The 24,281-nt window shown below is 50.8% G+C and carries 22 protein-coding genes; 14 read left to right on the top strand and 8 right to left on the bottom strand.

Translation table 11 applies throughout. The features are described 5' to 3' along the window. Positions 1-66: 66 nt before the first annotated feature. From ACO0K4_RS17045 to ACO0K4_RS17020, 6 genes are all read right to left on the bottom strand, one after another. On the bottom strand, positions 67-882 hold the full coding sequence (locus tag ACO0K4_RS17045; RefSeq protein WP_422957946.1) for an ABC transporter ATP-binding protein: 816 nt from the start codon (positions 880-882) through the stop codon (positions 67-69). 262 nt (positions 883-1,144) lie between these two features. After that, positions 1,145-2,455, bottom strand: coding sequence for an ABC transporter substrate-binding protein (locus ACO0K4_RS17040; RefSeq protein ID WP_422957868.1), 1,311 nt, complete (start codon positions 2,453-2,455; stop codon positions 1,145-1,147). Positions 2,456-2,587: 132 nt separating this feature from the next. Continuing rightward, entirely contained in the window at positions 2,588-3,646 is a 1,059-nt protein-coding gene (locus ACO0K4_RS17035) for a branched-chain amino acid ABC transporter permease (protein ID WP_422957867.1), read from the bottom strand. A 226-nt stretch (positions 3,647-3,872) separates the two neighbouring features. Next, the gene (locus ACO0K4_RS17030; protein ID WP_422957945.1) at positions 3,873-4,769 is read right to left on the bottom strand and encodes a branched-chain amino acid ABC transporter permease; all 897 of its coding nucleotides are present in this window, start codon (positions 4,767-4,769) and stop codon (positions 3,873-3,875) included. Positions 4,770-4,945: 176 nt separating this feature from the next. Further along, positions 4,946-5,755 carry an ABC transporter ATP-binding protein gene (locus ACO0K4_RS17025; protein WP_422957866.1) on the bottom strand — a complete coding sequence of 270 codons (810 nt, stop codon included), beginning with the start codon at positions 5,753-5,755 and terminating at the stop codon, positions 4,946-4,948. Continuing rightward, complete coding sequence (locus tag ACO0K4_RS17020) at positions 5,752-7,755, bottom strand: AMP-dependent synthetase/ligase (RefSeq protein WP_422957865.1); 2,004 nt, start codon at positions 7,753-7,755, stop codon at positions 5,752-5,754. Before ACO0K4_RS17020 ends, ACO0K4_RS17025 begins: the two co-directional genes overlap by 4 nt. 497 nt (positions 7,756-8,252) lie before the next feature. Here ACO0K4_RS17020 and ACO0K4_RS17015 point away from each other — a divergent pair, with 497 nt between their 5' ends. Together ACO0K4_RS17015 and ACO0K4_RS17010 are read left to right on the top strand one after the other, a co-directional pair. After that, on the top strand, positions 8,253-8,972 hold the full coding sequence (locus tag ACO0K4_RS17015) for a Crp/Fnr family transcriptional regulator (protein ID WP_422957863.1): 720 nt from the start codon (positions 8,253-8,255) through the stop codon (positions 8,970-8,972). A 5-nt stretch (positions 8,973-8,977) separates the two neighbouring features. Further along, the gene (locus ACO0K4_RS17010; protein WP_422957861.1) at positions 8,978-9,844 is read left to right on the top strand and encodes a Rossmann-like and DUF2520 domain-containing protein; all 867 of its coding nucleotides are present in this window, start codon (positions 8,978-8,980) and stop codon (positions 9,842-9,844) included. A 28-nt stretch (positions 9,845-9,872) separates the two neighbouring features. Here ACO0K4_RS17010 and ACO0K4_RS17005 read toward each other — a convergent pair whose 3' ends face one another. Further along, positions 9,873-11,342, bottom strand: coding sequence for a sensor domain-containing diguanylate cyclase (locus tag ACO0K4_RS17005; protein ID WP_422957860.1), 1,470 nt, complete (start codon positions 11,340-11,342; stop codon positions 9,873-9,875). A gap of 201 nt (positions 11,343-11,543) precedes the next feature. Continuing rightward, entirely contained in the window at positions 11,544-12,089 is a 546-nt protein-coding gene (locus ACO0K4_RS17000; protein WP_422957859.1) for a glycine zipper 2TM domain-containing protein, read from the bottom strand. Positions 12,090-12,305: 216 nt separating this feature from the next. On the opposite strand from ACO0K4_RS17000, the gene ACO0K4_RS16995 reads away from it, so the two are divergent. The 12 genes from ACO0K4_RS16995 to ACO0K4_RS16940 all read left to right on the top strand — a co-directional run bounded on the left by ACO0K4_RS16995 (position 12,306) and on the right by ACO0K4_RS16940 (position 24,006). Further along, positions 12,306-12,686, top strand: coding sequence for an MAPEG family protein (locus tag ACO0K4_RS16995; RefSeq protein ID WP_422957858.1), 381 nt, complete (start codon positions 12,306-12,308; stop codon positions 12,684-12,686). An 81-nt stretch (positions 12,687-12,767) separates the two neighbouring features. Further along, positions 12,768-13,781: an AI-2E family transporter gene (locus ACO0K4_RS16990; RefSeq protein ID WP_422957857.1), complete on the top strand. Its 1,014-nt coding sequence runs from the start codon at positions 12,768-12,770 to the stop codon at positions 13,779-13,781. Positions 13,782-13,846: 65 nt separating this feature from the next. Next, complete coding sequence (locus ACO0K4_RS16985) at positions 13,847-14,146, top strand: antibiotic biosynthesis monooxygenase family protein (RefSeq protein ID WP_422957856.1); 300 nt, start codon at positions 13,847-13,849, stop codon at positions 14,144-14,146. Positions 14,147-14,357: 211 nt separating this feature from the next. Continuing rightward, on the top strand, positions 14,358-15,656 hold the full coding sequence (gshA, locus tag ACO0K4_RS16980; RefSeq protein WP_422957855.1) for a glutamate--cysteine ligase: 1,299 nt from the start codon (positions 14,358-14,360) through the stop codon (positions 15,654-15,656). 205 nt (positions 15,657-15,861) lie between these two features. Next, positions 15,862-16,809 (top strand): glutathione synthase, encoded by a 948-nt coding sequence (gshB, locus tag ACO0K4_RS16975; protein ID WP_422957944.1) that lies wholly within the window; start codon positions 15,862-15,864, stop codon positions 16,807-16,809. A gap of 166 nt (positions 16,810-16,975) precedes the next feature. Further along, entirely contained in the window at positions 16,976-17,383 is a 408-nt protein-coding gene (locus tag ACO0K4_RS16970; protein ID WP_422957854.1) for a PTS sugar transporter subunit IIA, read from the top strand. 43 nt (positions 17,384-17,426) lie between these two features. Further along, a complete protein-coding gene (locus ACO0K4_RS16965) occupies positions 17,427-17,696 on the top strand; it encodes an HPr family phosphocarrier protein (protein ID WP_422957853.1) in 270 nt (89 codons plus the stop codon). A 91-nt stretch (positions 17,697-17,787) separates the two neighbouring features. Further along, the gene (gene ptsP, locus ACO0K4_RS16960) at positions 17,788-19,539 is read left to right on the top strand and encodes a phosphoenolpyruvate--protein phosphotransferase (protein WP_422957851.1); all 1,752 of its coding nucleotides are present in this window, start codon (positions 17,788-17,790) and stop codon (positions 19,537-19,539) included. Positions 19,540-19,847: 308 nt separating this feature from the next. Beyond that, the gene (gene metX / locus ACO0K4_RS16955) at positions 19,848-21,011 is read left to right on the top strand and encodes a homoserine O-succinyltransferase MetX (RefSeq protein WP_422957850.1); all 1,164 of its coding nucleotides are present in this window, start codon (positions 19,848-19,850) and stop codon (positions 21,009-21,011) included. Beyond that, entirely contained in the window at positions 21,008-21,610 is a 603-nt protein-coding gene (gene metW / locus ACO0K4_RS16950) for a methionine biosynthesis protein MetW (RefSeq protein ID WP_422957849.1), read from the top strand. Before metX ends, metW begins: the two co-directional genes overlap by 4 nt. Before the next feature lie 131 nt (positions 21,611-21,741). Continuing rightward, positions 21,742-23,049: an AmpG family muropeptide MFS transporter gene (locus ACO0K4_RS16945; RefSeq protein ID WP_422957848.1), complete on the top strand. Its 1,308-nt coding sequence runs from the start codon at positions 21,742-21,744 to the stop codon at positions 23,047-23,049. A 75-nt stretch (positions 23,050-23,124) separates the two neighbouring features. Continuing rightward, positions 23,125-24,006 carry a M48 family metallopeptidase gene (locus tag ACO0K4_RS16940; RefSeq protein WP_422957847.1) on the top strand — a complete coding sequence of 294 codons (882 nt, stop codon included), beginning with the start codon at positions 23,125-23,127 and terminating at the stop codon, positions 24,004-24,006. The last annotated feature ends 275 nt before the right edge of the window (positions 24,007-24,281 follow it).

Raw genomic sequence — 24,281 nt, 5'->3', positions numbered from 1 at the left:
GAAAGAGGTTGTCGGTAAAAGATCACGTTGGTGTTATGGAAGCATGCTCATGCTGTTGAGGCCTGGCTAAGCCAGCCAGCGTTTACGACGACGATAAAATTTCATGTCGCGAAAACTCTTGCGACCAGCCCCTGAGACGCCGAGATAAAATTCTTTTACGTCTTCATTGGTCGCCAGATCCCTGGCATCACCTTCCATCACCACACGTCCGTTTTCCAGGATGTAGCCGAAGTCGGCATAGCGTAAAGCGACATTGGTGTTTTGTTCGGCCAGCAAGAAGGACACGTTCTCTTTGGTGTTCAGGCTTTTGACGATGTCAAAAATCTCTTCGACCAGTTGCGGTGCGATTCCCATTGATGGCTCGTCGAGTAAAATCATCGACGGTTTTGCCATCAGCGCGCGTCCGATTGCACACATCTGCTGCTCACCACCGGAGGTATAGCCCGCCAGCGAGCTGCGACGCTGACGTAAGCGCGGGAAGTAGTGATACACCATCTCCAGCGACTCTTTTAATTCGCCGCGCGAAATGCTGCGGGTATAGGCACCGGTCAATAAATTTTCTTCTATGCTCAGATGCGCAAAGCAGTGGCGTCCTTCCATGACTTGTGACAGGCCGCGCTTGACGAGCTCGTTCGGGGTCAGGTGATCGACACGCTGTCCTTTAAAACAAATATCCCCTTTGGTAATATCCCCACGCTCATTGCGTAGCAGCGTCGAAATGGCTTTTAGCGTGGTCGATTTGCCCGCGCCGTTGGCACCGAGGAGGGCGACGATTTTTCCTTGCGGGACTTGCAGTGAAATACCTTTGAGTACCAGGATTACATGGTCGTATATGACCTCGATATTGTTCACACTGAGATAGGCAGGATTTTGATCCACCATACTGGTGCCACTATTGCCATGTCCCGCATTGGTATTGCTGATCGTGTGTATCGTCATGGTGTTCTCATTCATCTCGGACAAGTTGTGCCGGCTCGCACGTGTACGGCAATCACAGTCGTTTTGTACTGATAGCAGATCAAACTTCATCTGCGCTAATTCATCACGCTAAAAGAACCCACTCCTGCTTTGTATCCCTCACGAATGAGGCGGCAGGAGTGGGAAATCCAATAAGGAAGCTGTTGTATCTCGATACGGCGGTGATTTACTTCAGGCAAGCCGGGGTAATTTTTTTCTCCGCTGCATATTTGTTGGAAGATTCCTCCAGCAATGCGCGTGTCAGTGCCTTATCACCCGTCATCCAGTTTGGTGTGATGGCTTTCCATTTGTCGCCCGTCCATTGCTGTACTTTGACGGCGCCTGAACCTTCATGGTCTTCGCATGAGGTTTTGACCGGCGGAAACATGCCGAGCGCGCCCAAGGTTTTTTGACGTGCTTCATCGACATTCAGATTTTCAAAGCCCCAGCGGATTTGTTCCGACGTGACGGTTTTACCCTTACCGTATTTGTCCTGCGCTTTCAGAATCGCTTCTGCCCACAGCATCGCGGCGGTTACACCACGCATGTGATACACCGATCCGACCCGGCTCTTGTCACCCAGATTGCCTTTGCCCGCGGCATATACCTTGCTGCGGATTTCATCGAGCACCGGATAATTGCCCGGTGTATTGAAGGTCATCGTGGTGTAGCCTTTGGCCGCATCGCCTGCTGGAATCGCATCTTCCTCTGAACCCGCCCACCAGACGCCGAGCATTTTTTCGCGTGAGAAACCATTGCGTTGTGCGGTCTTGATCGCGACGGCATTCATGACGCCCCAGCCCCACAGAATCACGTAATCAGGATTGGCCTGACGGATTTGTAGCCACTGTGATTGCTGCTCATTACCCGGATGGGCGACCGGGATCTTGATGAGTTCAAAGCCGTATTGTTTGGCCTGCGCTTCGAGTACGGGCAGAGGTTCTTTACCAAATGCAGAGTCGTGATACAGATGGACGATTTTTTTTCCTTTGAGTTTATCCATACCGCCGGATTTATCACCCAGATATTTTGTCATTGCCGCTGCCTGATTCCAGTAACTCGTGATCAGGGGAAAAATATACGGAAATACTTTACCGTTCGCGGCGTCAGAGCGGCCATATCCCAGTGTCGTCATCGGGATTTTGTCGTCGGCGACCCGGTCCAGAATACCGTAGGCAATGCCGGTAGAGAGTGGCTCGACCAGCGATGCGCCGCCATTTGATTTTTTCAGGCGTTCGTAACATTCAATACCGCGAGAAGCGTTGTATTCGGTTTCGCATTCTTCCCATGAAATCTTGACGCCGTTCAATCCGCCTTTGGCATTGATCAGATTAAAGTAATCAATCGCCCCGCCATAGAACCCGGAGCCACCAGCGGCATAAGGGCCGACACGGTACGACAGCAAGGGAATGAATTGTTCATCCGCCTGCGCGACGCTGGCAGCGCCGATGGCGCTTGCAAAGGCAGTGCCTAGCAATATTGACTTAAGTAATTTCATGATGTCTCCTTCGTGGTTGAATAAGGTAAAGCCCGATGCTTGATGTGCACATATTGAGTACCATCGCATCTTTTATCAGCACTGCCGGAATATCTTTCTGGCAGCTCTAGTATTTTTCGTTGTTCACAGACCCTAATATGGAAATGGCCACAAGCGTAATTTTTCTTTCGCGATCTGCCATAGTCTTGCCAGACCATGCGGCTCTACAATCAGGAAAAAAATGATTAGCGCGCCGAACACCATCAGCTCCAGATTCGATGCCACATTGGTTGGCAAAGAAAGGCCATGCGCAATCAGATTCAAGACAATCGGTAACAAAATGATGAAGGCGGACCCGAGGAAAGAACCGAGGATAGAGCCGACACCACCGATGATGATCATGAATAAAATCCGGAACGATAAATCGAGGTTGTAGGCTTCTGGCTCCACCGTACCGAGATAGGCATACGCATATAAAGCACCTGCCACACCGCAGTAGAATGAGGACACGGCGAAAGCCAGCAACTTGGTACGCATCAGCCGAAAGCCGATCACTTCGGCGGCGACGTCCATGTCCCGCACCGCCATCCATGAGCGGCCCATATTCGACCGTACCATGTTTTTTGCCAGCAGCGCCAGCACACAGACGATACACAGGGTCAGCAGATATTTTTTGACGGGCGTAGTAAAGCTCACGCCAAGGATCACCATCTCCTGCGCTGTGATGACACCGGAAGAACTGTAATTCGTGAACCACTGGACTTTAGTCAGGCACCAGACCACAAAGAACTGCGTCGCCAGCGTTGCCGCCGCCAGATAGAAGCCGCGGATACGCAGCGACGGCAGGCCAAAGGCGATTCCCACCAGTGCCGCACACAGGCCGCCCAGGATAAAGGCTAGCAACACCGGAATGCCAGGAATCCGCAACACAAAGTTATACGACGCAAACGCCCCTACTGCCATAAACGCGGCTGACCCCAGAGACAACTGACCCGCATAACCGGTCAGAATATTCAATCCCAGTGCCGCCAGAGAAAAAATCAAAAATGGAATCAGAATCGCTGAAAATGTGTAAGGCGTCGCGATCAGCGGTACGACCACAAAGGCCAGCGCCAGAATAATCGCGAACCCTATCCTGTCCTGACGGATAGGAAAAATCTGATTGTCCGCAGCGTAACTCGGCTTGAACTGACCTGCTTCACGGTAGAACATGGAATTTCCTTATTTTCAATTTCAAATGCGTAATGTTCATGCGTGTTTTCACGTGTTTATGCTTGGGAAGGCGCATGGATAGTGCGCATTCAGTTTCTGGAACTTCTAAAAAGCCTTTAATCGGTATGTCATAAAACCTCTTACTTCTCTCTTTTCTCCGTGTTTCTGTGTCTTTAGGTGATAAGTGAGAGGTCTGGGTTGTTGCATCAGTTCTTTACCAAGCACATCAGATACGCCGGATAATTTTCTCGCCAAACAAACCTTCAGGCCGCACCAGCAGGAACAGTAGCGCCAGAACATACGGAAACCAGCCTTCAATACCACCGCCGACCATAGGCCCGATGTAGACCTCGGCGAGTTTTTCCGACGCGCCGATAATCAGACCGCCGACAATCGCTCCCGGCACCGAAGTAAAGCCGCCCAGGATCAGCACCGGCAAAGCTTTTAACGCGACAAAGGTCAGCGCAAACTGCACGCCGTTACGGGCGCCCCACAAGAGACCCGCAACCAGTGCGACGAAACCTGCGACCGCCCACACCACGCCCCAGATCTGTTGCAAGGGAATGCCGACAGCCAGCGCGGCCTGATGATCGTCAGCGACCGCTCGCAGCGCACGGCCGATTTTTGTCTTTGAGAATAACAACGCCAGACCGGTGACCAGTAGGGCGCAAATCAGCGCAGCAATGACGTCGAATTGCGACACGATGATGTTGAATTTTTCCATCAGTATGTCGATCGGCACGTCGTCAATCGGCAGGTTCAGGCGGTGTGGTTGTGAACCCCACAATAACTGGGCCAGGCCTTCGATAAAAAACGTCAAGCCAATGGTCGCCATGAACAAGGTGATTTCCGGCTGATTGACCAAAGGACGCAGAACGATGCGTTCAATTGCCAGACCCAGCGCGACCATCACAATCATAGTCAGCGGGATCGCCAGCCAGAGCGATAGATTGAATTGCTCGGTCAGCCCGACACAAGTCAGCGCAGCAAAAAATACCATTGCCCCCTGAGCGAAGTTGAACACACCGGAGGCTTTGTAGATCAGTACAAAGCCCAGGGCAACCAGTGCATACATGACGCCTGAGAGCAGGCCGCCAATCAGGACTTCAAAGAAAAAATTGATATTCATTTCTAGCTTTCAGCTTACATGACGCAAATATTCAGCAAACATGCATTGTTGACAGAGGACCACTCAACACAGAGACAGGGCGACATAGGAAAAACATGAGAAAGACTGCTCATATGCAGCACCTGATTTTCTCTGTGCCTCTGTGCTTAGTGGGTTCAAAATTTTTATCATCAATGTGCTACGCCAAGATAAGCGTTAATCACTTCCTGATTCGCCAGCACTTCTGCCGGTGTACCGTCGCCAATTTTTTTGCCATAGTCGAGGACCACCACTCTGTCGGAGATATCCATCACGACGCCCATATCATGTTCGATCAGCACAATGGTGGTGCCGAGCTGATCGTTGACGTCGAGAATGAAGCGGCTCATGTCTTGTTTTTCTTCGACGTTCATACCTGCCATCGGCTCATCGAGCAAGAGTATCTCCGGTTCTGCTGCCAGTGCCCGGCCGAGTTCGACGCGCTTTTGCAAACCATACGACAAGCGGCCTACCGGTGTTTTGCGGATGTGCTGGATTTCAAGAAAGTCGATGATCTCTTCGACCTTCTGGCGATGGGCGATTTCTTCTTTTTGTGCCGGGCCCCAATACAAAGCCTGCATCAAAAAATTGCTTGTCATCTTCAGGTTGCGCCCCGTCATGATGTTGTCCAGGACGCTCATGCCCTTAAACAAGGCGATGTTCTGAAAGGTGCGGGCGATGCCGCTTTTTGCTGCGGCATAGGTATTCATTCCGCGCCGCTGCTGACCCCGGTAGGTGATATTGCCTTCTTGCGGGTGGTACACGCCATTGATGACATTCAGCATGGAGCTTTTACCGGCACCGTTGGGACCGATGATGGCGCGAATCTCGTGTTCTTTGACGTTAAATGAAATATTCGTCAATGCCTTCACGCCGCCAAAAGACAGTGAGATACCTTGCAAATCCAGGATCACTTCACCGATTTTTCTACCTGTGTCTGTTGTACTTGTTATGTCCGTCATGCTGTCCTCACGCTGCTTTTTGTTATTTTTATTGTTTTTGCCGTAGTGGGCTGATTGGCAGCGATTACTTTGACATCGCTGATGTGCAGATCAGCACTGACTTTACCTTGGCGACCATCTTCAAACTTCACCTGTGTTTCGATATGCTGAGAGCGTTTTCCTGAGTACAGCGCGTCGATCAGCACCGCATATTTTTGCGCGACAAAGCCACGGCGAACCTTGCGTGTGCGGGTCAGCTCATCGTCATCGGGATCAAGCTCTTTATGCAGTATCAGGAAACGATGGATTTGCGTATTCGCCATCAAGGCTTCGCTGGCGAGATCGGCGTTGACTTTTTCGACGCAGGACATGATCAGCTGATAGGTCTCCGCCTTGCCTGCCAGATCGGTGTAGCCGGCATACGCGATGCCGCGCCGCTCTGACCAGTTGCCAACGGCTTCCATGTCAATATTGATGAAAGCACAGACGGTGTCGCGGTCGTGGCCGAATGCGACGGCTTCTTTGATGAACGGAAAAAACTTGAGTTTGTTCTCGATATAGTTGGGCGCAAAAATATCGCCATTGCTCAGCTTGCCAACGTCGGCTGCGCGGTCAATAATTTTCAGATGGCCTTCGCTGTCAAAGATGCCCGCATCGCCGGTATGAAAGTAGCCATCTGCATCCATGACTTCGGCAGTCGCATCGGGGCGTTTGTAATAGCCCTTCAACATCGAGACCGATTTGACCAGCACTTCTCCGTTGTTGGCGAGTTTGACTTCGACTCCCGGTGCAGCAAGCCCGACGCTGTCAAATTTAATATGTCCGTCAGGTTGCAGACATACATAAGCACAGGTCTCGGTTGAGCCGTATAGTTGTTTCAGGTTCACACCGATAGAGCGGTAAAAGCGGAACAGATCGGGGCCAATCGCTGCACCCGCTGTGTAGGCGACGCGTACGCGAGACAGGCCGAGGATATTTTTTAGCGGGTCATAGATAAAGAAATTGCCCAGAGCGTAGTGCAGTTTGTTCCACAGGGAGACGGGTTTGCGGTCGAGAATATCTGATCCAACTTGACGCGCGAGTTCCATGTAGTGATGGAACAATTGACGCTTGATGACGCCAGCATCTTCCATCCGTATCATCACGGTGGTGAGCATATTTTCAAATACTCGCGGTGGCGCAAAATAATAAGTCGGGCCGACTTCGCGCAGATCGGTGAGTACGGTCTTACCCGACTCCGGACAATTCACCGTAAAGCCCGCAGCCATCGCCTGTGCATAGGAAAATAAATGATCGCCGACCCATGCCATCGGCAGATAAGACAAGATGTCTTCACGTTCAGTCAGATGATCGAAACTCGCACCGCCATGCGCAGCGTTCATAAACGAGCGATGCGTCTGGCAGACACCCTTCGGCTTGCCCGTGGTGCCGGAGGTGTACAACATGACGGCGGTGTCATCCGCCTGTCCTGACTCAAGCTGTTGCATGAAAAATTCCGGATGAGCCTGATCAAAAGCGCGTCCGATCTCTTGTAGCCTGGCATACGATGTGAGTTCCTGCTGGTGATAATGACGCATGCCGCGATCATCATCGAACGCTATATGCCGGATCCCCGCATACTGCTGTTTGATTTCCAGCAGCTTATCGACTTGCTCTTGGTCTTCGACGATGGCGAATTGAATTTCGGCGTTTTCCAGAACGTAGGCCATATCCGCTGCGGGAGCGTCCTGATACAGCGGTACCGCGATACCCCCCAGACATTGCGCCGCTGCCATTGCCCAGTAAAGGCGCGGACGGTTATCACCGATAATCGCCAGATTCATCCCGCGCTGAAAGCCTTGTGCCGCCAGCCCGCAGGCGAGCGCGCGGACTTCTGCACTGACCTCAGCCCAGCTCCAGGTTTGCCAGATACCTAAATTTTTTTCGCGGAACGCAGGCCGGTCCGCACGCATGTGCGCATTGCGCAGCAAGAGCCTGGGAAAGGTCGTATCAGTCGTGATTGCAGTATTCGTGTAGGTCATTGTCTCCGCCAGCTACTTAATTCGACTTGCACAAAATGGATCGCCATAGCTCATCATAAATCGTGTTAGTCCTGATGATGTGGGTGAGTTTCCTCACTCTCCCTTACGGCATACTTACTGGTCTATGCGTGTTTTTTTCAAAGCTTCATAGACCGGCAGGACTTGTGTCATTGATCCCGATGCAGGAGCAGACTGTTGTAGCAGCGTGGATGTTGCGCGAGTGCACAAGATGTTCCTTGTGGCTTCGTTCGCTTATACAATGTCTCCAGATTTTCTCATTTATATTTGTTAAGAAGATAGTAGACAGGTCAAACGCAACAGGCTGTCATCTGCCCGACAATCTCATTTAAACCACAGACTATCGTTGGTGCATCGCAGCATTCATCGATAGCCGATATGATCTGACATCACCCAATTCCATTGAGCGCCTTCACATTTATGAACCTTATTGTGTGTCTATCTGCACACCTTTTCAATCAGGATGCAGATCACTAGCCATGTCAGACAATCCCTTGGCGGCAAGCACGCATCAATCTCAAGCGGAGAGCAAATTTGCACGGACGATCTGGGCAAGCATGCTGGCACCCGAACATATGCAAAAAGTGGAAGCAGAAGTCATCGAGCGCTTTGTTCCTGCGGGTGGCTATGTCTGCCGTAAAGGCGATACCGTTGATTTCTGGATGGGTGTGATTCAGGGATTTTTAAAAATGAGCAGTATTTCGCCAGAAGGCAAGACAGTGACCTTTAGTTGCATGCTGGCCGGTGGCTGGTTTGGTGAAGGTTCTTTGCTGAAGACGGAGCCGCGTAAATACGATGTCGTTGCCTTACGCGATACGCGGGTTGCCTACATGCCGCGCAGTACCTTCAACTGGTTGCTGGATAACAGTATTCCGTTTAACCGCTTTTTGCTTCAACAATTGAATGAGCGATTGGGACTATTTATTTCTTTGGTCGAGTACGATCGCATGCTGGACACCGACACGCGGGTAGCGCGTTGCCTGGCAGCGATGTTTCATCCGTATCTGAATCCCGGTAGCAGTATGCAACTACAAATTTCTCAGGAAGAGATCGGTTATATTTCCAGCGTATCGCGGCAAAGAGCGAATCAGGCCTTGCAGGTTCTGGAAAAGAAAAAATTACTCAGTGTCGATTACGGCGGTATCACGATCCTTGATCTGGATGGCCTGCGCGGTTTTATGGGTGAACCGGGAAAATGAGTGCCATGCATAAGAAAACCCTGAGCATCATCGGTGCGGGTAAAGTCGGTCAAGTGCTCGGTCATCAATTTGTGCAGCATCAGGTTTTTTCTCTCCTTGATGTCTGTAACCGGTCGTTCGATAGCGCAGAGCGTGCGGTAGCGATGATAGGAGCGGGACGTGCTGTCAGTGTTGGTAACGATCTTGGCAACGGTATTGCTAACGGTATAGCCGGGGCGCAGTTGCGCATTCCTGATGTGTTGATGCTGACGGTGCCGGACGACCAGATTGCGACGACTTGTCAGGCTCTGGTCGACGCCGGAATGATCCATGCTGCCAGCGTCGTGTTTCATTGCAGCGGGGCGAAAGCATCGACAGAGTTGCGGGCGGCAATTGCTGCTGGCGCAAAAGTCGCGAGCGTGCATCCGGTGTGTAGCTTTGCCAATGTTGCGCATCTTGTTGAGCATTTTTCCGGCACGATCTGTAGTCTGGAAGGTGACGATGCTGCCCTCGCTGTCTTATTGTCTGCGATGCAGAGCATCGGTGCCCGTACCGTCGGGATCAGCGCCGGTAATAAGTTGCTGTATCACGCCGGTTCGGTATTCGCGAGTAATTATCTGGTCAGCCTGATGGAACTGGCGTTGCAGACGTACCAGGCCGCGGGTATCCCGGCGGAGATGGCAATGGCGATGGCACAGCCGCTGGCACAGCAGAGTTTAAGCAATGTGTTTCAGATGGGACCGGCACAAGCCCTGACAGGGCCGATTGCGCGCGGTGATATGGCAACAGTCGTGAAGCAGCAACTACAGGTGGCGCAATGGAATGAGCAGGCGGGAGCTGTGTATCAGGCGTTTATCGCGCCTACCGTCGATCTGGCAGCAAAAAAGCAGTAAATTTTTTTGCGCCAGTTTAACTGAGACCTTACTCAGAGAAATACACGCTGTTACGACCGTTTTCTTTTGCCTGATATAACGCGACATCCGCACGCTCAAATACGCTGTCTTCGCTTTCGTTGTCCTTGCATTGCGCGACACCCATACTCACGGTAATACTGAGCCTGCCTTTTGCTAAATCGGTGGTGCGCGAAAAATCATTCGCCGCAATGGTGCTGCGCAGGTTTTCGGAAATGGATGTGGCTTTTTCGAGAGTACAGTTTTTTAATAAAATCAAAAACTCTTCACCGCCCCAGCGACAGATGATATCGCTCTCGCGTAGCGAACGTTTTGCGATCAGGGCAATTTCTTTCAACACGTGATCGCCGACCAGATGACCATGTTTGTCATTCACTTTTTTGAAAAAATCGATATCGACCAGCGCTACGCACAAGGGCTGGCGTGAGCGTTCGCTATCGAGCAGCGCCTGTTGAAATACGAAGTCAAATGCCTGGCGGTTGAGCAGCGAGGTCAACTGATCGGTTGCGGCAGATTTTTCTATGCGGGCTTGATAGCGTTTTACCGACAACACCAGCAGGATCAGGACAATCAGCGTGATGGCCGCACTGATCGCGATATTGATGAGGGCGATATCTTGTAAAGGTTTCAGATCGCTGTTGAGTTCTTGCTCCACCAGCAGATGCCAGCCCAGTTCAGGGATAAAGCGCGAATTGACGAGGATATGCTCGTTATCGAGCTTGTACTCCAGATGCAGTGAATCACTTTTTTTATTCGCCAGAATCTGCGTGGCGATGTCGCTGATTCCCGGTGTACTTTGTAGCGAACTACGGGATTTTTTGATAGTACTGCCAGCCAGAACAATCGTCCCTTTTTGATCGACGAAATAGATATTCCGGTGGAAGCGAGTCTGATAACTGTCGATCAGGCGTTTCATGGTATCGAGGGTCATGCCGATGCCGGTTGCGCCGATAAATTTGCCGCTGTAATCGAGAATTTTATAGTTGATAAAAATCGTCATGCTGTCACGATTCGCCATGTCCACATCGACATTCGTTTCGTAAGCAGGTTTCATGGCGGCGACCCGGTAAAACCATTGATCGCGCGGTTCGGTCGGGCTGACGGATTTCAGGACACCGCTGGCGTGATAATACTGGTGCGTGAGATTCGATACCATGAAGCTGGAAATCGCATTATTCTTGGTTTTGATTTCTTTCAGATAGCGAACGATTTGTTCCGGCTCTTGTTCGCCGTTAATGATCCAGTCGCGCAAGAAGGTGTCGTGCGCCATTTGCGACGAGACAAAGACCGGACGCAATATATCTCTCTGGATTTCGGAGTACACATTGTCACTTGTGATCGGCAGCGTCTGCTCGGACAAGCTCTGATGGATCGCATCGCGCGACACCATGAATCCAGCCAGATTAGTGAAAACGAAACCAGCGACCAGAATCAGCGATAGCCAGATCAACAAACCGTATTGCTTTAATATTTTTCGCATGTGATGGTGATCAAAACGCGGTCAATTTTTGATGCCGTGTGGTCGTAGGACACGGATCACTGTTTGCAGTGCTGCGGCAAGATCATACTATAAAGATGGTGGATTCCCCGCTAAATTGCGTGAAAAGTAATTCTATGTGGAAATATTTTGCATGAAAAAAATGCCGCAATTTGCGGCATTTTTTTCACATGGCAGTCTGCATTATGGACGCGGCGTTAATGAGACATGCAATTTCAAACGTGAGCCTGGGTCATACGGCATGATGCTGGTGTAAGTACGGTTGTGATATTCATAGGTCACAGCGTAGCCGTTATTGCGGGTTTCCCAACGGTCAACATTCGCGCAGCGACGTACTGGCTGGCTCTCGTAGGTGCTTTGTCCGCGATTACTATCGTTGTTGCCATTGTCGACGCGATCGCCGACGATCGCACCAGTCAATGCGCCGGCTGCTGCGGCAGCAATACGGCCATTGCCGCCACCGACCTGGCTACCCAGCAGGCCACCGGCGATACCGCCGATGATAGAGCCGCCGGCACTACGTTCGCGTTGCGGTTGCTGACGTTGTACGTTTTCGTATTCAGTGCGGCACTCCTGACGTGGCATATTAACTTGCTCCACTTGTGGGGTGACGCTGATGACCCGGGCAAAATCTTCAAAATCTGCCGCGCTTGCTGCGGACATGCCTGCCAGGCCCAATAATGCTGTCGTGGCGGAGAGAATGGCTGTTTTTTTCAGATTGATGCGCATTTTGTACCTCGTTTTATTAATCACAGTCCTCATATAACGACGAATACCCCAAAAAAGAAGACACAGGAAGACACGCAAAATGTAAAAGTCTGTATCAATTATTTCCCGATGTGCCATATGATACTTGTCGCATTATTAAAACCCGTTTCTATTGATGCAACAAGGTATAGCAAGCTCTCTGGAATTTTCCTCAATCTGTTTGTGATCGGATCGAAGATGCAAATGCAATGGACTAGCTGGGCAACGATAGCGGCACTGGCCGTGTATGTCTGGACTGCCGTCAATGTCAGCCGTGCACGCAGCCGTTATAGCGTCAAGGCTCCGGCTGTTGACGGACCGCCCGAGTTTTTACGTGCCATGCGGGTGCAGGTCAATACCGTAGAGCAAATCATCCTGTTTTTACCTTCTCTCTGGCTATGCACGCTGTGGTTTGGTGATCATGCTGCGGCTATCGGTGGTGCGGTGTGGGTCGTGGGCCGGATCTGGTATGCGCTGGCCTATTATCAGGATCCCGGCAAACGTGCTAAAGGTTTTGTGCTGACGATCACGGCGTCGCTGAGCCTGTTGCTGCTCGCGGTGATTGGCTTGTTGCGTTGATACTGGTCTTGAACGAATCTCGACAGTATCTTGACGCCATATTGATCGATGCCACCGACTAATTTTACGGAATGACTCTCTATGACCCAAACCACTAAATTCAATGCGCCGCTATGGGCGTCTTATGTGCTGGCCGCACTGGCTTTGTTGCTGGTGCTGAAGGCCGGTTTGCTGGCGGCTTTGTTCTCCGGCTTGCTGGTGTATTCGCTGATTCATTTGCTCGCTCCGACGATAGAGAAAAAATTCAGCGGTCAGCGTGCGCGTATGATTGCCGTCATTTTTTTATCGGTACTGATTGTCACCGCGATCACCGTGATGATCTGGGCGCTGTATGCCTATCTTCGCAGTGATGGCGGCAATGTGCATGTGTTACTGCAAAAACTCGCCGATATTATCGAGACCTCACGTAATCAGATGCCGGAATGGGTCAGCGCCAATTTGCCAGGCGATGTGGACGATTTGAGGGAGATGCTGAGCAACTCTTTGCGTGAACATGCGGGAGAGGCCAAGATTCTTGGGCAGGAAGCTTTTCATGTGATTGTGCATCTGTTGCTGGGGATGGTGATCGGTAGCATGGTTGCTTTACAGGACAGCATAGAGCAGGCGAACTATCGTCCGTTTGCTGCGGCCTTGCATCAGCGCGTCGCTAATCTGGGATTGATGTTTCAGAAAATCGTGTTTGCTCAGGTGCGGATTTCGTTGATTAACACTGCCTTCACCGCTATTTATTTGATGATTGTATTGCCGCTTGCGGGGATCCATTTGCCTCTGACCAAGAGCATGATTGCGATTACCTTTATCGCCGGCCTGATTCCGGTCGTCGGAAATATCGTATCTAACGCAGTGATTGTAATCGTTGGTCTGTCACATTCTCTCAACACCGCCGGTGCATCACTGATATTCATGATCGTGATCCATAAACTAGAATACTTCTTAAACGCCCGTATCATCGGCGCGCAGGTCAATGCCCGTTCATGGGAATTGCTGACAGCGATCCTGGTGATGGAGACCGTATTTGGTCTGCCCGGTGTGGTTGCCGCACCCGTGTTTTATGCGTATATCAAAAAAGAGCTGACCGATCAGAGGCTGGTGTGAAGAGGGCCGACATAGAATTCGCAGAACTTATTAACGACTAAAATACTGACTAAAAAGGACGCACCATGATTTTAGAACTCGCCGATATCCGGATTCAGCCGGGCAAGCAGGCAGAATTTGATCTTGCCATTCAACGTGGTTTGACAGAGGTGATCTCGCACGCCAAGGGTTTTCGCGGATATAAAGTGAACAAGGGCATTGAATCCCCTGAGCGTTATGTGCTCATGATTTTTTGGGATACATTGGAAAATCATACGGTTGATTTTCGCGAATCGCCTGCGTTCTTGCAGTGGCGCGGGATTGTGGGTTCTTTTTTCGCTGTGCCGCCGACGGTAGAGCACTTCAATTTATTAGCCAAATCATAATTGTCGTTTAATGCCAGTGCATCAGCCTGGCGTCGCCTGAGATTTGCATTCTGTTTTTTCATGCAAATTTAGTGAGGCAAAACGACGACACATCTTGATAATTGGCATTTCATCCCAAGTTAGCGAGACCAGGCACGTCGGTTGCTGATTCCCGTTAAAATCGGCTATTCAGTCTCAACGCTCAGCTAGTATCCGCTATCAAAAGGTCAATATGGTTCCGCATCTCGTCACCGCCCTCAACGGGCCCTTGCATGATCTAGAAAAGAAAATTCTTGAAGCCACACCGGCGATTGAGCGCTGGTTCAGGCTCGAATGGCAGGAGCATACGCCGCCATTCTATTGCTCGGTTGATCTGCGTAATTCGGGCTTTAAGCTGGCGCCGGTAGACACCAATCTTTTCCCTGGCGGATTTAATAATCTCTCGCAAGAAATGCTGCCACTCGCCGTGCAGGCCGCCATGGCCGCGATCGAAAAATATTGTCCCGATGCGAAGAATTTGCTGCTGATCCCTGAGCGGCACACCCGCAATGCCTTTTATTTGCAAAACGTGGCACGCCAGATGCAAATCTATCGTCAGACCGGTCTGAACGTGCGTCTCGGCTCCTTATCTGAAGATATTAAAGAACCAACGCCAGTTGACTTGCCCGATGGCACGCAACTCATCTTGGAGCCGCTGGAGCGCTCGGCCAATGGTCGCCGCCTCGGCCTGAAGAATTTCGATCCTTGTACCATCGTATTAAACAATGATTTGTCCGCAGGGATTCCGGCGATTCTGGAAAACCTGAATGAACAAACTTTATTGCCGCCACTGCACGCGGGCTGGGCAGTGCGTCGCAAGACGAACCATTTTTCAGCGTATGACGAGGTCGTCAAAAAATTTGCGAAGCTGGTTGATATCGATCCCTGGATGCTGAATCCTTACTTCGCGAAATGTCATGGCATTAACTTCCACGAAGGTACAGGGATTGATGCGCTGGCGGCGACGGTTGATACCGTTCTGGCAAAGATACGTAAAAAATACAAAGAATACGGCATCAAAGAAAAGCCCTTTGTGATTGTGAAAGCTGATGCTGGTACTTATGGCATGGGTGTTATGACGGTACATGATTCAAGCGAAGTTCGTGATTTGAACCGCAAGCAGCGCAACAAAATGTCGGTCGTCAAAGATGGTCTAGAAGTCTCGGACGTCATCGTGCAAGAGGGCGTACACACCTTCGAGCAAATTAACGAATCGGTTGCTGAGCCCGTTGTCTACATGATTGACCGTTATGTGGTTGGCGGTTTTTATCGTGTCCACGAAGATCGCGGCGTTGATGAAAATCTCAACGCACCGGGCATGCATTTTGTGCCGCTGGCATTTGCCCAGCAGCATGCGGTGCCTGACATGAAGGCCAAGCCGGGAACTGCCGCACCGAACCGGTTTTATATGTATGGCGTCGTGGCGCGACTGGCGTTGCTGGCGGCCTCGCTGGAGCTGGAAAGAACGGACCCGAATCCTGAAGTTTATTGACGTGCGCTGAAGTGCATTCATCAGAGCGTGTAGGAGCAGCAGAGCAATATGGAGCCGGATGAAACTGAAAAGTGTATTCGTTTTGTATTTACTTAAATATCGGCGTTGATGGTAATCGTGACATGGGTGAGCAGGTCAAGTTATCCGGCAAGCTCAAAAAACTTGTGTTGCTATCGTAAAAAACAGTGGTGTTCAATTAATGATTATGAAAATTGCCTTCCTGACCGACCCTCTCGATCAATTCAAAACCTACAAAGATTCGACCTTTGCGATGATGCGCGAGGCGGCGCAGCGTGGCTATGCCTTATATGCGTTCGGCCCCGAAGACATGGCGCTGGAAAGTGGAGTGGTCGTGGCAAATATTCGCCTGATCACGCTCACTGGCGACGCTGACGACTGGTATCGTGCAGAGGCGCCCAAGGCGATGCGGCTGAGTGAATTTGACGCCGTTTTGCAGCGCAAGGATCCGCCGTTTGACATGGAATACATTTACGCGACGTATTTGCTGGAGCTGGCGGAACAGCAGGGAGCACGCGTATTTAATAAGCCTGCAGCCATCCGTAATCACAATGAAAAGCTGAGTATTGCGCAATTCAGCCAGTTCACTACGCCGACGCTGGTGACGCGGGATGAGCAAAGGATTCGTGCTTTCCATCAGACTCACCAGGAGATTATTCTCAAACCGCTGGATGGCATGGGCGGCGCTGGCATCTTCCGTATCCGTGCAGATGGGATGAACCTGGGATCGGTGATCGAGACACTGACGGAGAATGGTCGTCGTACCATCATGGTACAGCGCTACATTCCTGAGATCGTGCACGGCGATAAACGGATTTTATTGATCGGCGGTAAGGTCGTGCCGTTTGCGCTGGCACGTATTCCGCAAAACGGAGAAGTGCGGGGTAATCTGGCTGCCGGTGGTGTGGGTGTGGCGCAGGAATTGACTGTGCGGGATCTGGAAATTGCACAGACTTTGGCGCCAATACTGTACCAGCGTGGCCTGTTGCTGGTAGGATTAGATGTCATTGGGAATTATTTGACGGAAGTTAATGTCACCAGTCCGACATGCTTCCAGGAGATTACCCAGCAAAAAGGCTTCAATGTGGCGGGTATGTTTATCGACGCATTGGAGGCGGCAGTGAGCGATAAATGAATTCCTTTTCTGCATTACGAGCATCCGGGTGAGAGTGGTAACAACATCCCTGTAGCAGTACTATGAGATGAAGGAATTTATATACTCCTCTAGAGTATTTTTTAATGTCTAGATAAATAGTGCGGAGTAAGCATGGTTTTTGTGCATACTCCCCAGAAATGTGAAAATGGTCGGGATTCTTTTATTAACCCATGCGCCTTTAGGTTCGGCCTTTATCGAGGCAGCATCGCATGTGTTCCGGGGCAGGCCGGAGCGCCTGGAGGCGATTGATGTGATTGCTGATCAAAATATTGATCAGGTCAATCACCTCGCCCGTGAGGCCGTCAAACGTCTCGACGATGGCTCCGGCGTGCTGGTCATGACCGATATTTTGGGCGGTACGCCTTCGAATTGCTGCCGTCAGCTCGGCGAACCGGATCGGGTTGCCACGATTGCCGGCATTAGCATGCCGATGCTGTTACGTGCGATTACTTATCGCCACGATACCCTAGATGTGGTGGTCGAAATGGCGCTGGCCGGTGGGCAAAACGGTGCGCTGCGTGTCGATAGCCGGGTCCGTCTTTCGCCCCATTAGTTCTCCTTAATGTTGTTCGTTCTGTTCAAAAAGTGAAAGCACAATGATCCAACAAGAAATCGAAATCGTGAACAAACTTGGCCTGCACGCGCGTGCCTCTGCCAAATTCACTCAATTAGCGAGCAAATACAAAAGCGAAGTCTGGCTCACCCGCAACAACCGGCGTGTCAACGGCAAATCCATTATGGGCGTCATGATGCTGGCAGCAGGCAAAGGCAGCAAAGTCATGCTGGAGACCGAGGGCGAGGACGAACAAATCTGTTTCGATGCCATCGTCGCGCTGATAAATGACAAGTTTGGCGAAGGCGAGTAGCGAGGTCAGCGGCCTAGCTGCTTCATAAAACCGGCGGCAGCTAAGTCAAAGCAAAAATCACGATCGACATAAAAGAACGAGGGGACAAAGCGTGGCGTCATTTACATTGCAAGGTATCCCCGTATCACGTGGCATCGCCATCGGGCGAGCACATCTATTACGTCCGGCAGCGCTTGATGTTCAGCATTATCTGGTCGCTCAGGAGCAAATCGAGGCGGAAGTCCAGCGCCTCAAGGACGCGCTGGTGCAGGTCCATAAAGAACTGCAAACAATCTGGGCCGATTTGCCGCAGGATGCGCCGACCGAGCTGGGCGCTTTCCTGGATGTGCATGCTTTGATCCTGTCCGATCCGATGATTTCTGAAGCACCGCTGGATATCATTCGTTCCCGCCACTACAACGCCGAATGGGCGCTGGTCACCCAGATCGACGCTTTGTCAGCGCAGTTCGATGAGATTGAAGACGACTACCTGCGCGAACGCAAAGCTGATATTCAGCAAGTAGCAGAACGGGTACTCAAAGTCTTGACCGGCAGCGCACATGATTTGCCTCGTGAGGCCGGGATCGACGAGCGCAATGCCAATATGATCGTAGTGGCACGGGATATTTCGCCTGCCGATATGATGCAATTCCGTGATGTGGCATTCGCCGGTTTTGTCACTGATGAAGGTGGTCAGAACTCGCACACCGCGATTGTTTCGCGTAGCCTTGGTATTCCGGCAGTGGTCGGTTTAGGCAATGCGTCACGCCTGATTCAGCAGGATGACTGGCTGATTATCGACAGTGACGCCGGTGTCGTGATTGTCGCACCGACGCCATTGGTGATTGAGGAGTACCGTCATCGCCTGGCAGCTTTGTTAAAAGCGCGTAAAAAATTAGCCAAACTCAAAAAAACGCCAGCGATTACCCAGGACGGGATAGAAATCACCTTGCTGGCGAATATCGAATTGCCGCAAGATGCAATCAGCGCAATGGAGGCGGGTGCCAGCGGTGTCGGGCTGTTCCGCTCCGAGTTCCTGTTCATGGGGCGTACCGGTCAGGAGCAGCAATTGCCGACCGAGGAAGAGCAATTCGTCGCCTATCGTGATGCCGTACTGGCGATGAAAGGCAAACCCGTCACGATACGTACGCTGGATGTCGGTGCGGATAAGCCGCTGGATACCAGCGAGCATAATATTTTAAATCCGGCACTGGGTTTGCGGGCGATTCGTTATTGTCTCGCCGAGCCGCAATTATTTTTGACGCAACTACGTGCGATTTTGCGCGCCTCAGCGTTTGGCCCCGTGCATATCCTGATCCCGATGATGGCGCATGCCTTTGAGATTGATCAGTCTCTGGCCCTGATCGACCAGGCCAAGGAGTCTTTGCGTCACGAATCGCAAAAATTCGACGATACCGTGCCTGTCGGTGCCATGATCGAGGTGCCTGCTGCGGCGCTGAGCTTGCCAATGTTTGTGAAGAAACTGGATTTCCTCTCCATCGGCACCAATGATTTGATTCAATATACGCTCGCTATTGACCGCGCAGATCATGAGGTCGCGCATTTATACAGCGATATTCATCCGGCGATTTTGCAGTTGCTGGCAATGACGGTGACCGCCGGACAGCGTGCCGAAATTCCGGTAGCGATTTGTGGAGGTATGGCGGGCGATCGGCGACTCACCCGCTTGCTGATAGGAATGGGTTTTCGCGAACTCTCGATGCCTGCTGCTTTGTTGCCCGAGATTAAGCAAGAAATCCTGAACACGAATATCGGCAATCTTCAGGCACTGATTAAAAAAATCCTGCATTGCTATGATCCGGATGTAATTCAAGACTACCTGACACAGCTGGCATCGATCTGATTCTGACCAGGTGCACTTGATTTCATGGAATTTCAATGAATTCGATGGAACTTCATTCAATCTGATGAGGCTCGGTGCTTATCTGGCCTTGGCGGATCAGGTTTGACGCCCGGCCCAGACTTCGCTATCCTTCTTTTGTTGCGCCGATTTGAAATCAGCTTGCGGGCGCAGTTCTGACATTATTTCAGAACAATAAATACGGCTAAAGCGAGCTTGAATGCACGCAGTACCTCTCTCATTCAGCCCCCCTTTTAGCCTTCCTGTATTACCGTAAATCAGTAAACGAGATCAGATCTCTAGGAAGACGCATGACTACTAGTTCGTCAATAACCGATCATCGCGCTGCGAGCAGTGTCGGTATTGTGGAGCCGCAAGTGCTTCATTTTGCCGATGCACTGACTTTGCAAAGCGGTGCGACGATGACCGATTACACCTTGATGGTGGAAACCTATGGCACCTTAAATGCTGATAAATCGAATGCCGTATTGATTTGTCATGCACTGAATGCCTCGCATCATGTGGCCGGTATATATGCCGATCAGCCTAAGAATGTGGGCTGGTGGGACAACATGATTGGTCCGGGAAAACCGGTAGACACCAACCGGTTTTTTGTCATCGGTATCAATAATTTAGGCTCTTGTTTTGGTTCGACCGGACCGATGCACTCGAATCCCGGCACCGGAAAACCTTATGGTGCAGATTTCCCCGTTGTGACGGTGGAGGACTGGGTGAAGGCACAGGCACTGGTAGCAGACCGGCTTGGCATTCAGCAATTTGCGGCGGTCATGGGCGGTTCGCTCGGTGGCATGCAGGCACTGGCATGGAGTATGTTGTTCCCGGACCGGTTGCGCCACTGTGTCGTGATTGCGTCGACCTCCAAATTGTCAGCACAAAATATTGCGTTCAACGATGTCGCACGGCAGGCAATTCTCACAGATCCGGATTTTCATGGCGGCGATTTTTATGCGCATGGCGTGGTGCCACGACGTGGCTTGCGGGTGGCACGTATGATTGGTCATATCACCTACTTGTCTAATGACGATATGGCAGAAAAATTCGGACGTGATCTGAAGTCAGGTGAATATCAATTTGGTTTTGGTGTCGATTTTGAAATCGAATCGTATCTGCGCTATCAAGGCGATAAATTTTCAGATTATTTTGATGCGAATACGTACTTGTTGATCACCAAGGCACTCGATTATTTTGATCCTGCCAGACAATTCGGCGGTGACTTAAGCAAGGCCCTGGCGGGAACGAAAGCAAAATTTTTACTCGCATCGTTCACAACAGACTGGCGCTTTTCTCCGCAATGCAGCCGCGATATCGTGCAGGCGCTGGTCAGTAACCAGAGTACGGTCAGCTATGCAGAAATCGATGCACCGCATGGCCATGATGCATTCCTGCTTGATGATGCGCGCTACCTGAATCTGGTCGCCGCCTATTTCAACAATATCGCGCAGGAGTTGTCATGAATTTTTCTGAACTCAGTGAACTGCGCCCTGATCTGGCCTTTATCGCGCACTGGATCAAGCCAAATGCCCGCATTCTCGACGTAGGTTGTGGCGATGGTGTGATGCTCGATTATCTGCAAAGTGATAAACAATGCGCGGCCTACGGCATAGAAATCGCAGATGATAAAGTCCTCGCCTGTACTCAGCGTCGTGTCAACGTGATTCAGCAGGATATGGAAAATGGTCTCAGCATGTTCCAGGACAATGGTTTTGACACGGTGCTTTGTTTGTCTTCGCTACAGATGATGAAACATGTCGAACCCTTGCTGCGCGATATTGCCAGGGTAGGGCAGGAGGCGATAGTATCATTTCCGAATTTTGGTTATTGGCCGCATCGCACAGCCTTGTTGCGCGGCAAAATGCCAGTATCCAAATCCTTGCCGTATGAGTGGTATGACACGCCGAACTTACGCTGCGCGACGATTTACGATTTCGCTGATCTGGCGAACGAAGTAGGTCTGGAGGTGTTGGAGTGTGTAGCGCTGCATGAGGGCAAACCAGTGACATTTTTACCGAATTTGCGCGGTAGTCTTGCTGTATTTCGTTTGCGGAAAAAATAGCACTGCCAGTAGTAAGTTACGCTGGATTTGTACCATCCGATTCAGCATGACTAATTACTACTAATTACAACTGATACCTTGTGTAGCCCGACAGGGTGACCGGCTGGCATTCTTAACTTAGAAAAATCTGCATGAATAATAAGCACAACGACCCGAGCAAAGTCGCGTCAGATAAAACGGAATCCGGTGGCTGGCAGCAATACCTGAACCGGCGCATGCTGATCCTGGTTTTTTTAGGATTCAGCTCAGGATTACCCTTATTTATTTTGATCAATCTGGTACAGGCCTGGTTATCCAAGTCGGGTCTGGATGTGAAGGCGATTGGATTGTTCACTCTGGTGATGTTTCCTTATCCTTGGAAATTTATCTGGTCACCCTTGATGGATCGCTTCAGCTTTGGCAGTTTGGGCCGTCGACGCGGATGGATGATGCTGACGCAAGTCGCCTTGTTCTTCGCGATAGGCAGTCTGGGCTGGCTTGACCCGGTGACGCAGTTACCCGTCATTGCCGCCTTGGCGACTCTGGTGGCGTTTCTCTCCGCGAGTCAGGATATTGTGATCGACGCATTTGGCCGCGAGATTCTGGACGACAATGAGCAAGGTCTGGGAGCTGCGGTCAAGGTGAATGCGTATAAAGTTGCCGGACTGGTGCCAGGTGCTTTGTCATTGATTCTGGCGGACTTAATCAGCTGGCAGTGGGTGTTCTGGATTACCGCAGCTTTTATGTTGCCCGGATTGATGTGCACCTTGCTGGTTAAGGAGCCGCAAGTCTATGGCGATCCTCCGAAGACAATTGAGGATGCGGTTATCTTGCCGTTTCGCGAATTCGTCACACGTGACGGTTGGGCCAATGCAGTCTGGATATTGAGCTTTATTTTTCTGTATCGCCTCGGCGATAGTATGGCGGCGACGCTGGCGACCAAATTTTTTATTGATCTCGGTTTTCAATTGACGCAGATCGGGGCGATTGCCAAGGTCACATTATTTTGGGGCAGCATTGCCGGTGGGATTGTCGGTGGGATCTGGATGATACGGCTAGGGATTAACCGTGCTTTGTGGATATTTGGCGTGGTGCAGGCGCTTAGTATTCTGGGTTTTGCGTTGCTGGCACATACGGGTCCGAATATGCTTTTGCTCGGATTGACCCTGGCGTTTGAAGCCTTTGGCGTTGGGCTTGGTACTTCAGCCTTTGTCGCCTTCATTGCACGTACGACAGACCCACGGTACACCGCTACGCAGTTTGCTCTGTTCACGAGTCTGGCAGCGGTACCGCGTACGTTCACCACGTCACTGATTGGTTATATCGTCGCGCAGACAGGATGGTTCCAATTCTTTCTCTTGTGCTTTTTGCTGGCGATTCCTGGTTTACTGTTACTGTTTAAAGTCGCGCCTTGGAACGAAAAAAAAGCGTTGCCTGCGTTGGTGGGTGACCGTATCTGATTTTTCGATTTGTGACATCTTGATATTCTTTAGTTCGTTATTATGTCGTCGTCAAATGTATCAAAGGTAGGAATAATGAAACGGATCTTTTTTTCAGTGCTGATGCTTGTTCAGATGGCGGGTTTATCTGCTTATGCTCAATCACCTGAGCCACAAGATGGCGTGAAAGTCGGCGAGATGTCGATTTTTCGTAAGTTAGGCGGTGGTCTGGAGTCACAGGCGGCGATACAGTATCAACAGACCTTGCAGCAGGCTCAGGGGCAGCATGCTTTGGGGCCAGACAATCACCCGCAAGTGATACGGCTACGTGCGATTGCAGAAAAGTTAAAGCCATTTGCCATGCGTTGGAATCCCAGTGCGCCGGAATGGAAATGGGAAGTTAACCTGATCGCATCAAAACAAATCAATGCCTATTGCATGCCAGGCGGCAAGATTGCTTTTTATACGGGCATTCTTGACACGCTCAAATTAACGGATGACGAGGTAGCGATCGTGATGGGGCATGAGATTGCACATGCCTTGCGTGAGCACGGTGCTGAGCGTGCAGGTAAGGCGAGGGTGGCTAATTTTGGTGTCAAGCTCGCAGAAATTATCGCCGGTGCCAAAGGCTATGACCCGAATCTCGCCGGTTCAGTCGTGGGTGGTGCCGCCAATTTAGGTATGCTGAAATTTTCACGTGATGACGAAACAGAGGCGGACGTTGTTGGTCTCGACATTGCGGCACGTGCTGGCTACGATCCGCGTGCTGGCATTGCATTATGGCAAAAGATGGCCATCGTGAATAAAAGTGCACCACCGCAATGGCTCTCTACACATCCTGCCGGCAAAGACCGGATAGAGGAAATTCGTCGTCACTTACCCGAGGTCATGCCTCTGTATGCTCACGCTAAAGGCTTGAGCTCTGGCGTTATCGCTCCCTACCGGAGTAATGTCAAACAGATTGCTGCGATCGATTGAACCGCGCTTGCCGCCCCTATCTCAACTCAGTTTGACTTGAATTTGCACTGAAATAGTGCAAATTGTGCATATTTGTCTCATTTGTGACCTTTTTCTGCAGACTTTTTCTTCATGTCACGAAGCCTTCATAATTGGCTGGCAGACTTTGCTTTTGTAAAAATTTGTTGTTAGACTTTACTTTGACATAGATATATCGGCTGAAAATTGCAAAAAAACCGCTGTTTTTTCTAAAGCATGTAGTGAGAAAAGAACGGTATTTGCGAATGGCATGCTTC

This window comes from Undibacterium sp. RuTC16W, from assembly GCF_049339445.1.
Classification (GTDB): Bacteria; Pseudomonadota; Gammaproteobacteria; order Burkholderiales; family Burkholderiaceae_D; genus Undibacterium.
Note: the sequence above shows the minus strand (reverse complement) of the source record. Positions and strands in the feature narration are given on the sequence as shown.

What these genes read in the sequence shown, in the direction of transcription:
- ACO0K4_RS16990 (WP_422957857.1), top strand. Translation starts at nt 12,768, where the DNA reads ATGACCCAAACCACTAAATTCAATGCGCCGCTATGGGCGTCTTATGTG.
- ACO0K4_RS16985 (WP_422957856.1), top strand. Translation starts at nt 13,847, where the DNA reads ATGATTTTAGAACTCGCCGATATCCGGATTCAGCCGGGCAAGCAGGCA.
- ACO0K4_RS16940 (WP_422957847.1), top strand. Translation starts at nt 23,125, where the DNA reads ATGAAACGGATCTTTTTTTCAGTGCTGATGCTTGTTCAGATGGCGGGT.
- ACO0K4_RS16995 (WP_422957858.1), top strand. Translation starts at nt 12,306, where the DNA reads ATGCAAATGCAATGGACTAGCTGGGCAACGATAGCGGCACTGGCCGTG.
- ACO0K4_RS17010 (WP_422957861.1), top strand. Translation starts at nt 8,978, where the DNA reads ATGCATAAGAAAACCCTGAGCATCATCGGTGCGGGTAAAGTCGGTCAA.
- ACO0K4_RS16945 (WP_422957848.1), top strand. Translation starts at nt 21,742, where the DNA reads ATGAATAATAAGCACAACGACCCGAGCAAAGTCGCGTCAGATAAAACG.
- ACO0K4_RS17000 (WP_422957859.1), bottom strand. Translation starts at nt 12,089, where the DNA reads ATGCGCATCAATCTGAAAAAAACAGCCATTCTCTCCGCCACGACAGCA.
- metW (WP_422957849.1), top strand. Translation starts at nt 21,008, where the DNA reads ATGAATTTTTCTGAACTCAGTGAACTGCGCCCTGATCTGGCCTTTATC.
- gshA (WP_422957855.1), top strand. Translation starts at nt 14,358, where the DNA reads ATGGTTCCGCATCTCGTCACCGCCCTCAACGGGCCCTTGCATGATCTA.
- gshB (WP_422957944.1), top strand. Translation starts at nt 15,862, where the DNA reads ATGAAAATTGCCTTCCTGACCGACCCTCTCGATCAATTCAAAACCTAC.
- ACO0K4_RS17015 (WP_422957863.1), top strand. Translation starts at nt 8,253, where the DNA reads ATGTCAGACAATCCCTTGGCGGCAAGCACGCATCAATCTCAAGCGGAG.
- ACO0K4_RS16965 (WP_422957853.1), top strand. Translation starts at nt 17,427, where the DNA reads ATGATCCAACAAGAAATCGAAATCGTGAACAAACTTGGCCTGCACGCG.
- ACO0K4_RS17035 (WP_422957867.1), bottom strand. Translation starts at nt 3,646, where the DNA reads ATGTTCTACCGTGAAGCAGGTCAGTTCAAGCCGAGTTACGCTGCGGAC.
- ACO0K4_RS17005 (WP_422957860.1), bottom strand. Translation starts at nt 11,342, where the DNA reads ATGCGAAAAATATTAAAGCAATACGGTTTGTTGATCTGGCTATCGCTG.
- metX (WP_422957850.1), top strand. Translation starts at nt 19,848, where the DNA reads ATGACTACTAGTTCGTCAATAACCGATCATCGCGCTGCGAGCAGTGTC.
- ACO0K4_RS17020 (WP_422957865.1), bottom strand. Translation starts at nt 7,755, where the DNA reads ATGACCTACACGAATACTGCAATCACGACTGATACGACCTTTCCCAGG.
- ACO0K4_RS17040 (WP_422957868.1), bottom strand. Translation starts at nt 2,455, where the DNA reads ATGAAATTACTTAAGTCAATATTGCTAGGCACTGCCTTTGCAAGCGCC.
- ACO0K4_RS17025 (WP_422957866.1), bottom strand. Translation starts at nt 5,755, where the DNA reads ATGACGGACATAACAAGTACAACAGACACAGGTAGAAAAATCGGTGAA.
- ACO0K4_RS17045 (WP_422957946.1), bottom strand. Translation starts at nt 882, where the DNA reads ATGGTGGATCAAAATCCTGCCTATCTCAGTGTGAACAATATCGAGGTC.
- ACO0K4_RS16970 (WP_422957854.1), top strand. Translation starts at nt 16,976, where the DNA reads ATGGTCGGGATTCTTTTATTAACCCATGCGCCTTTAGGTTCGGCCTTT.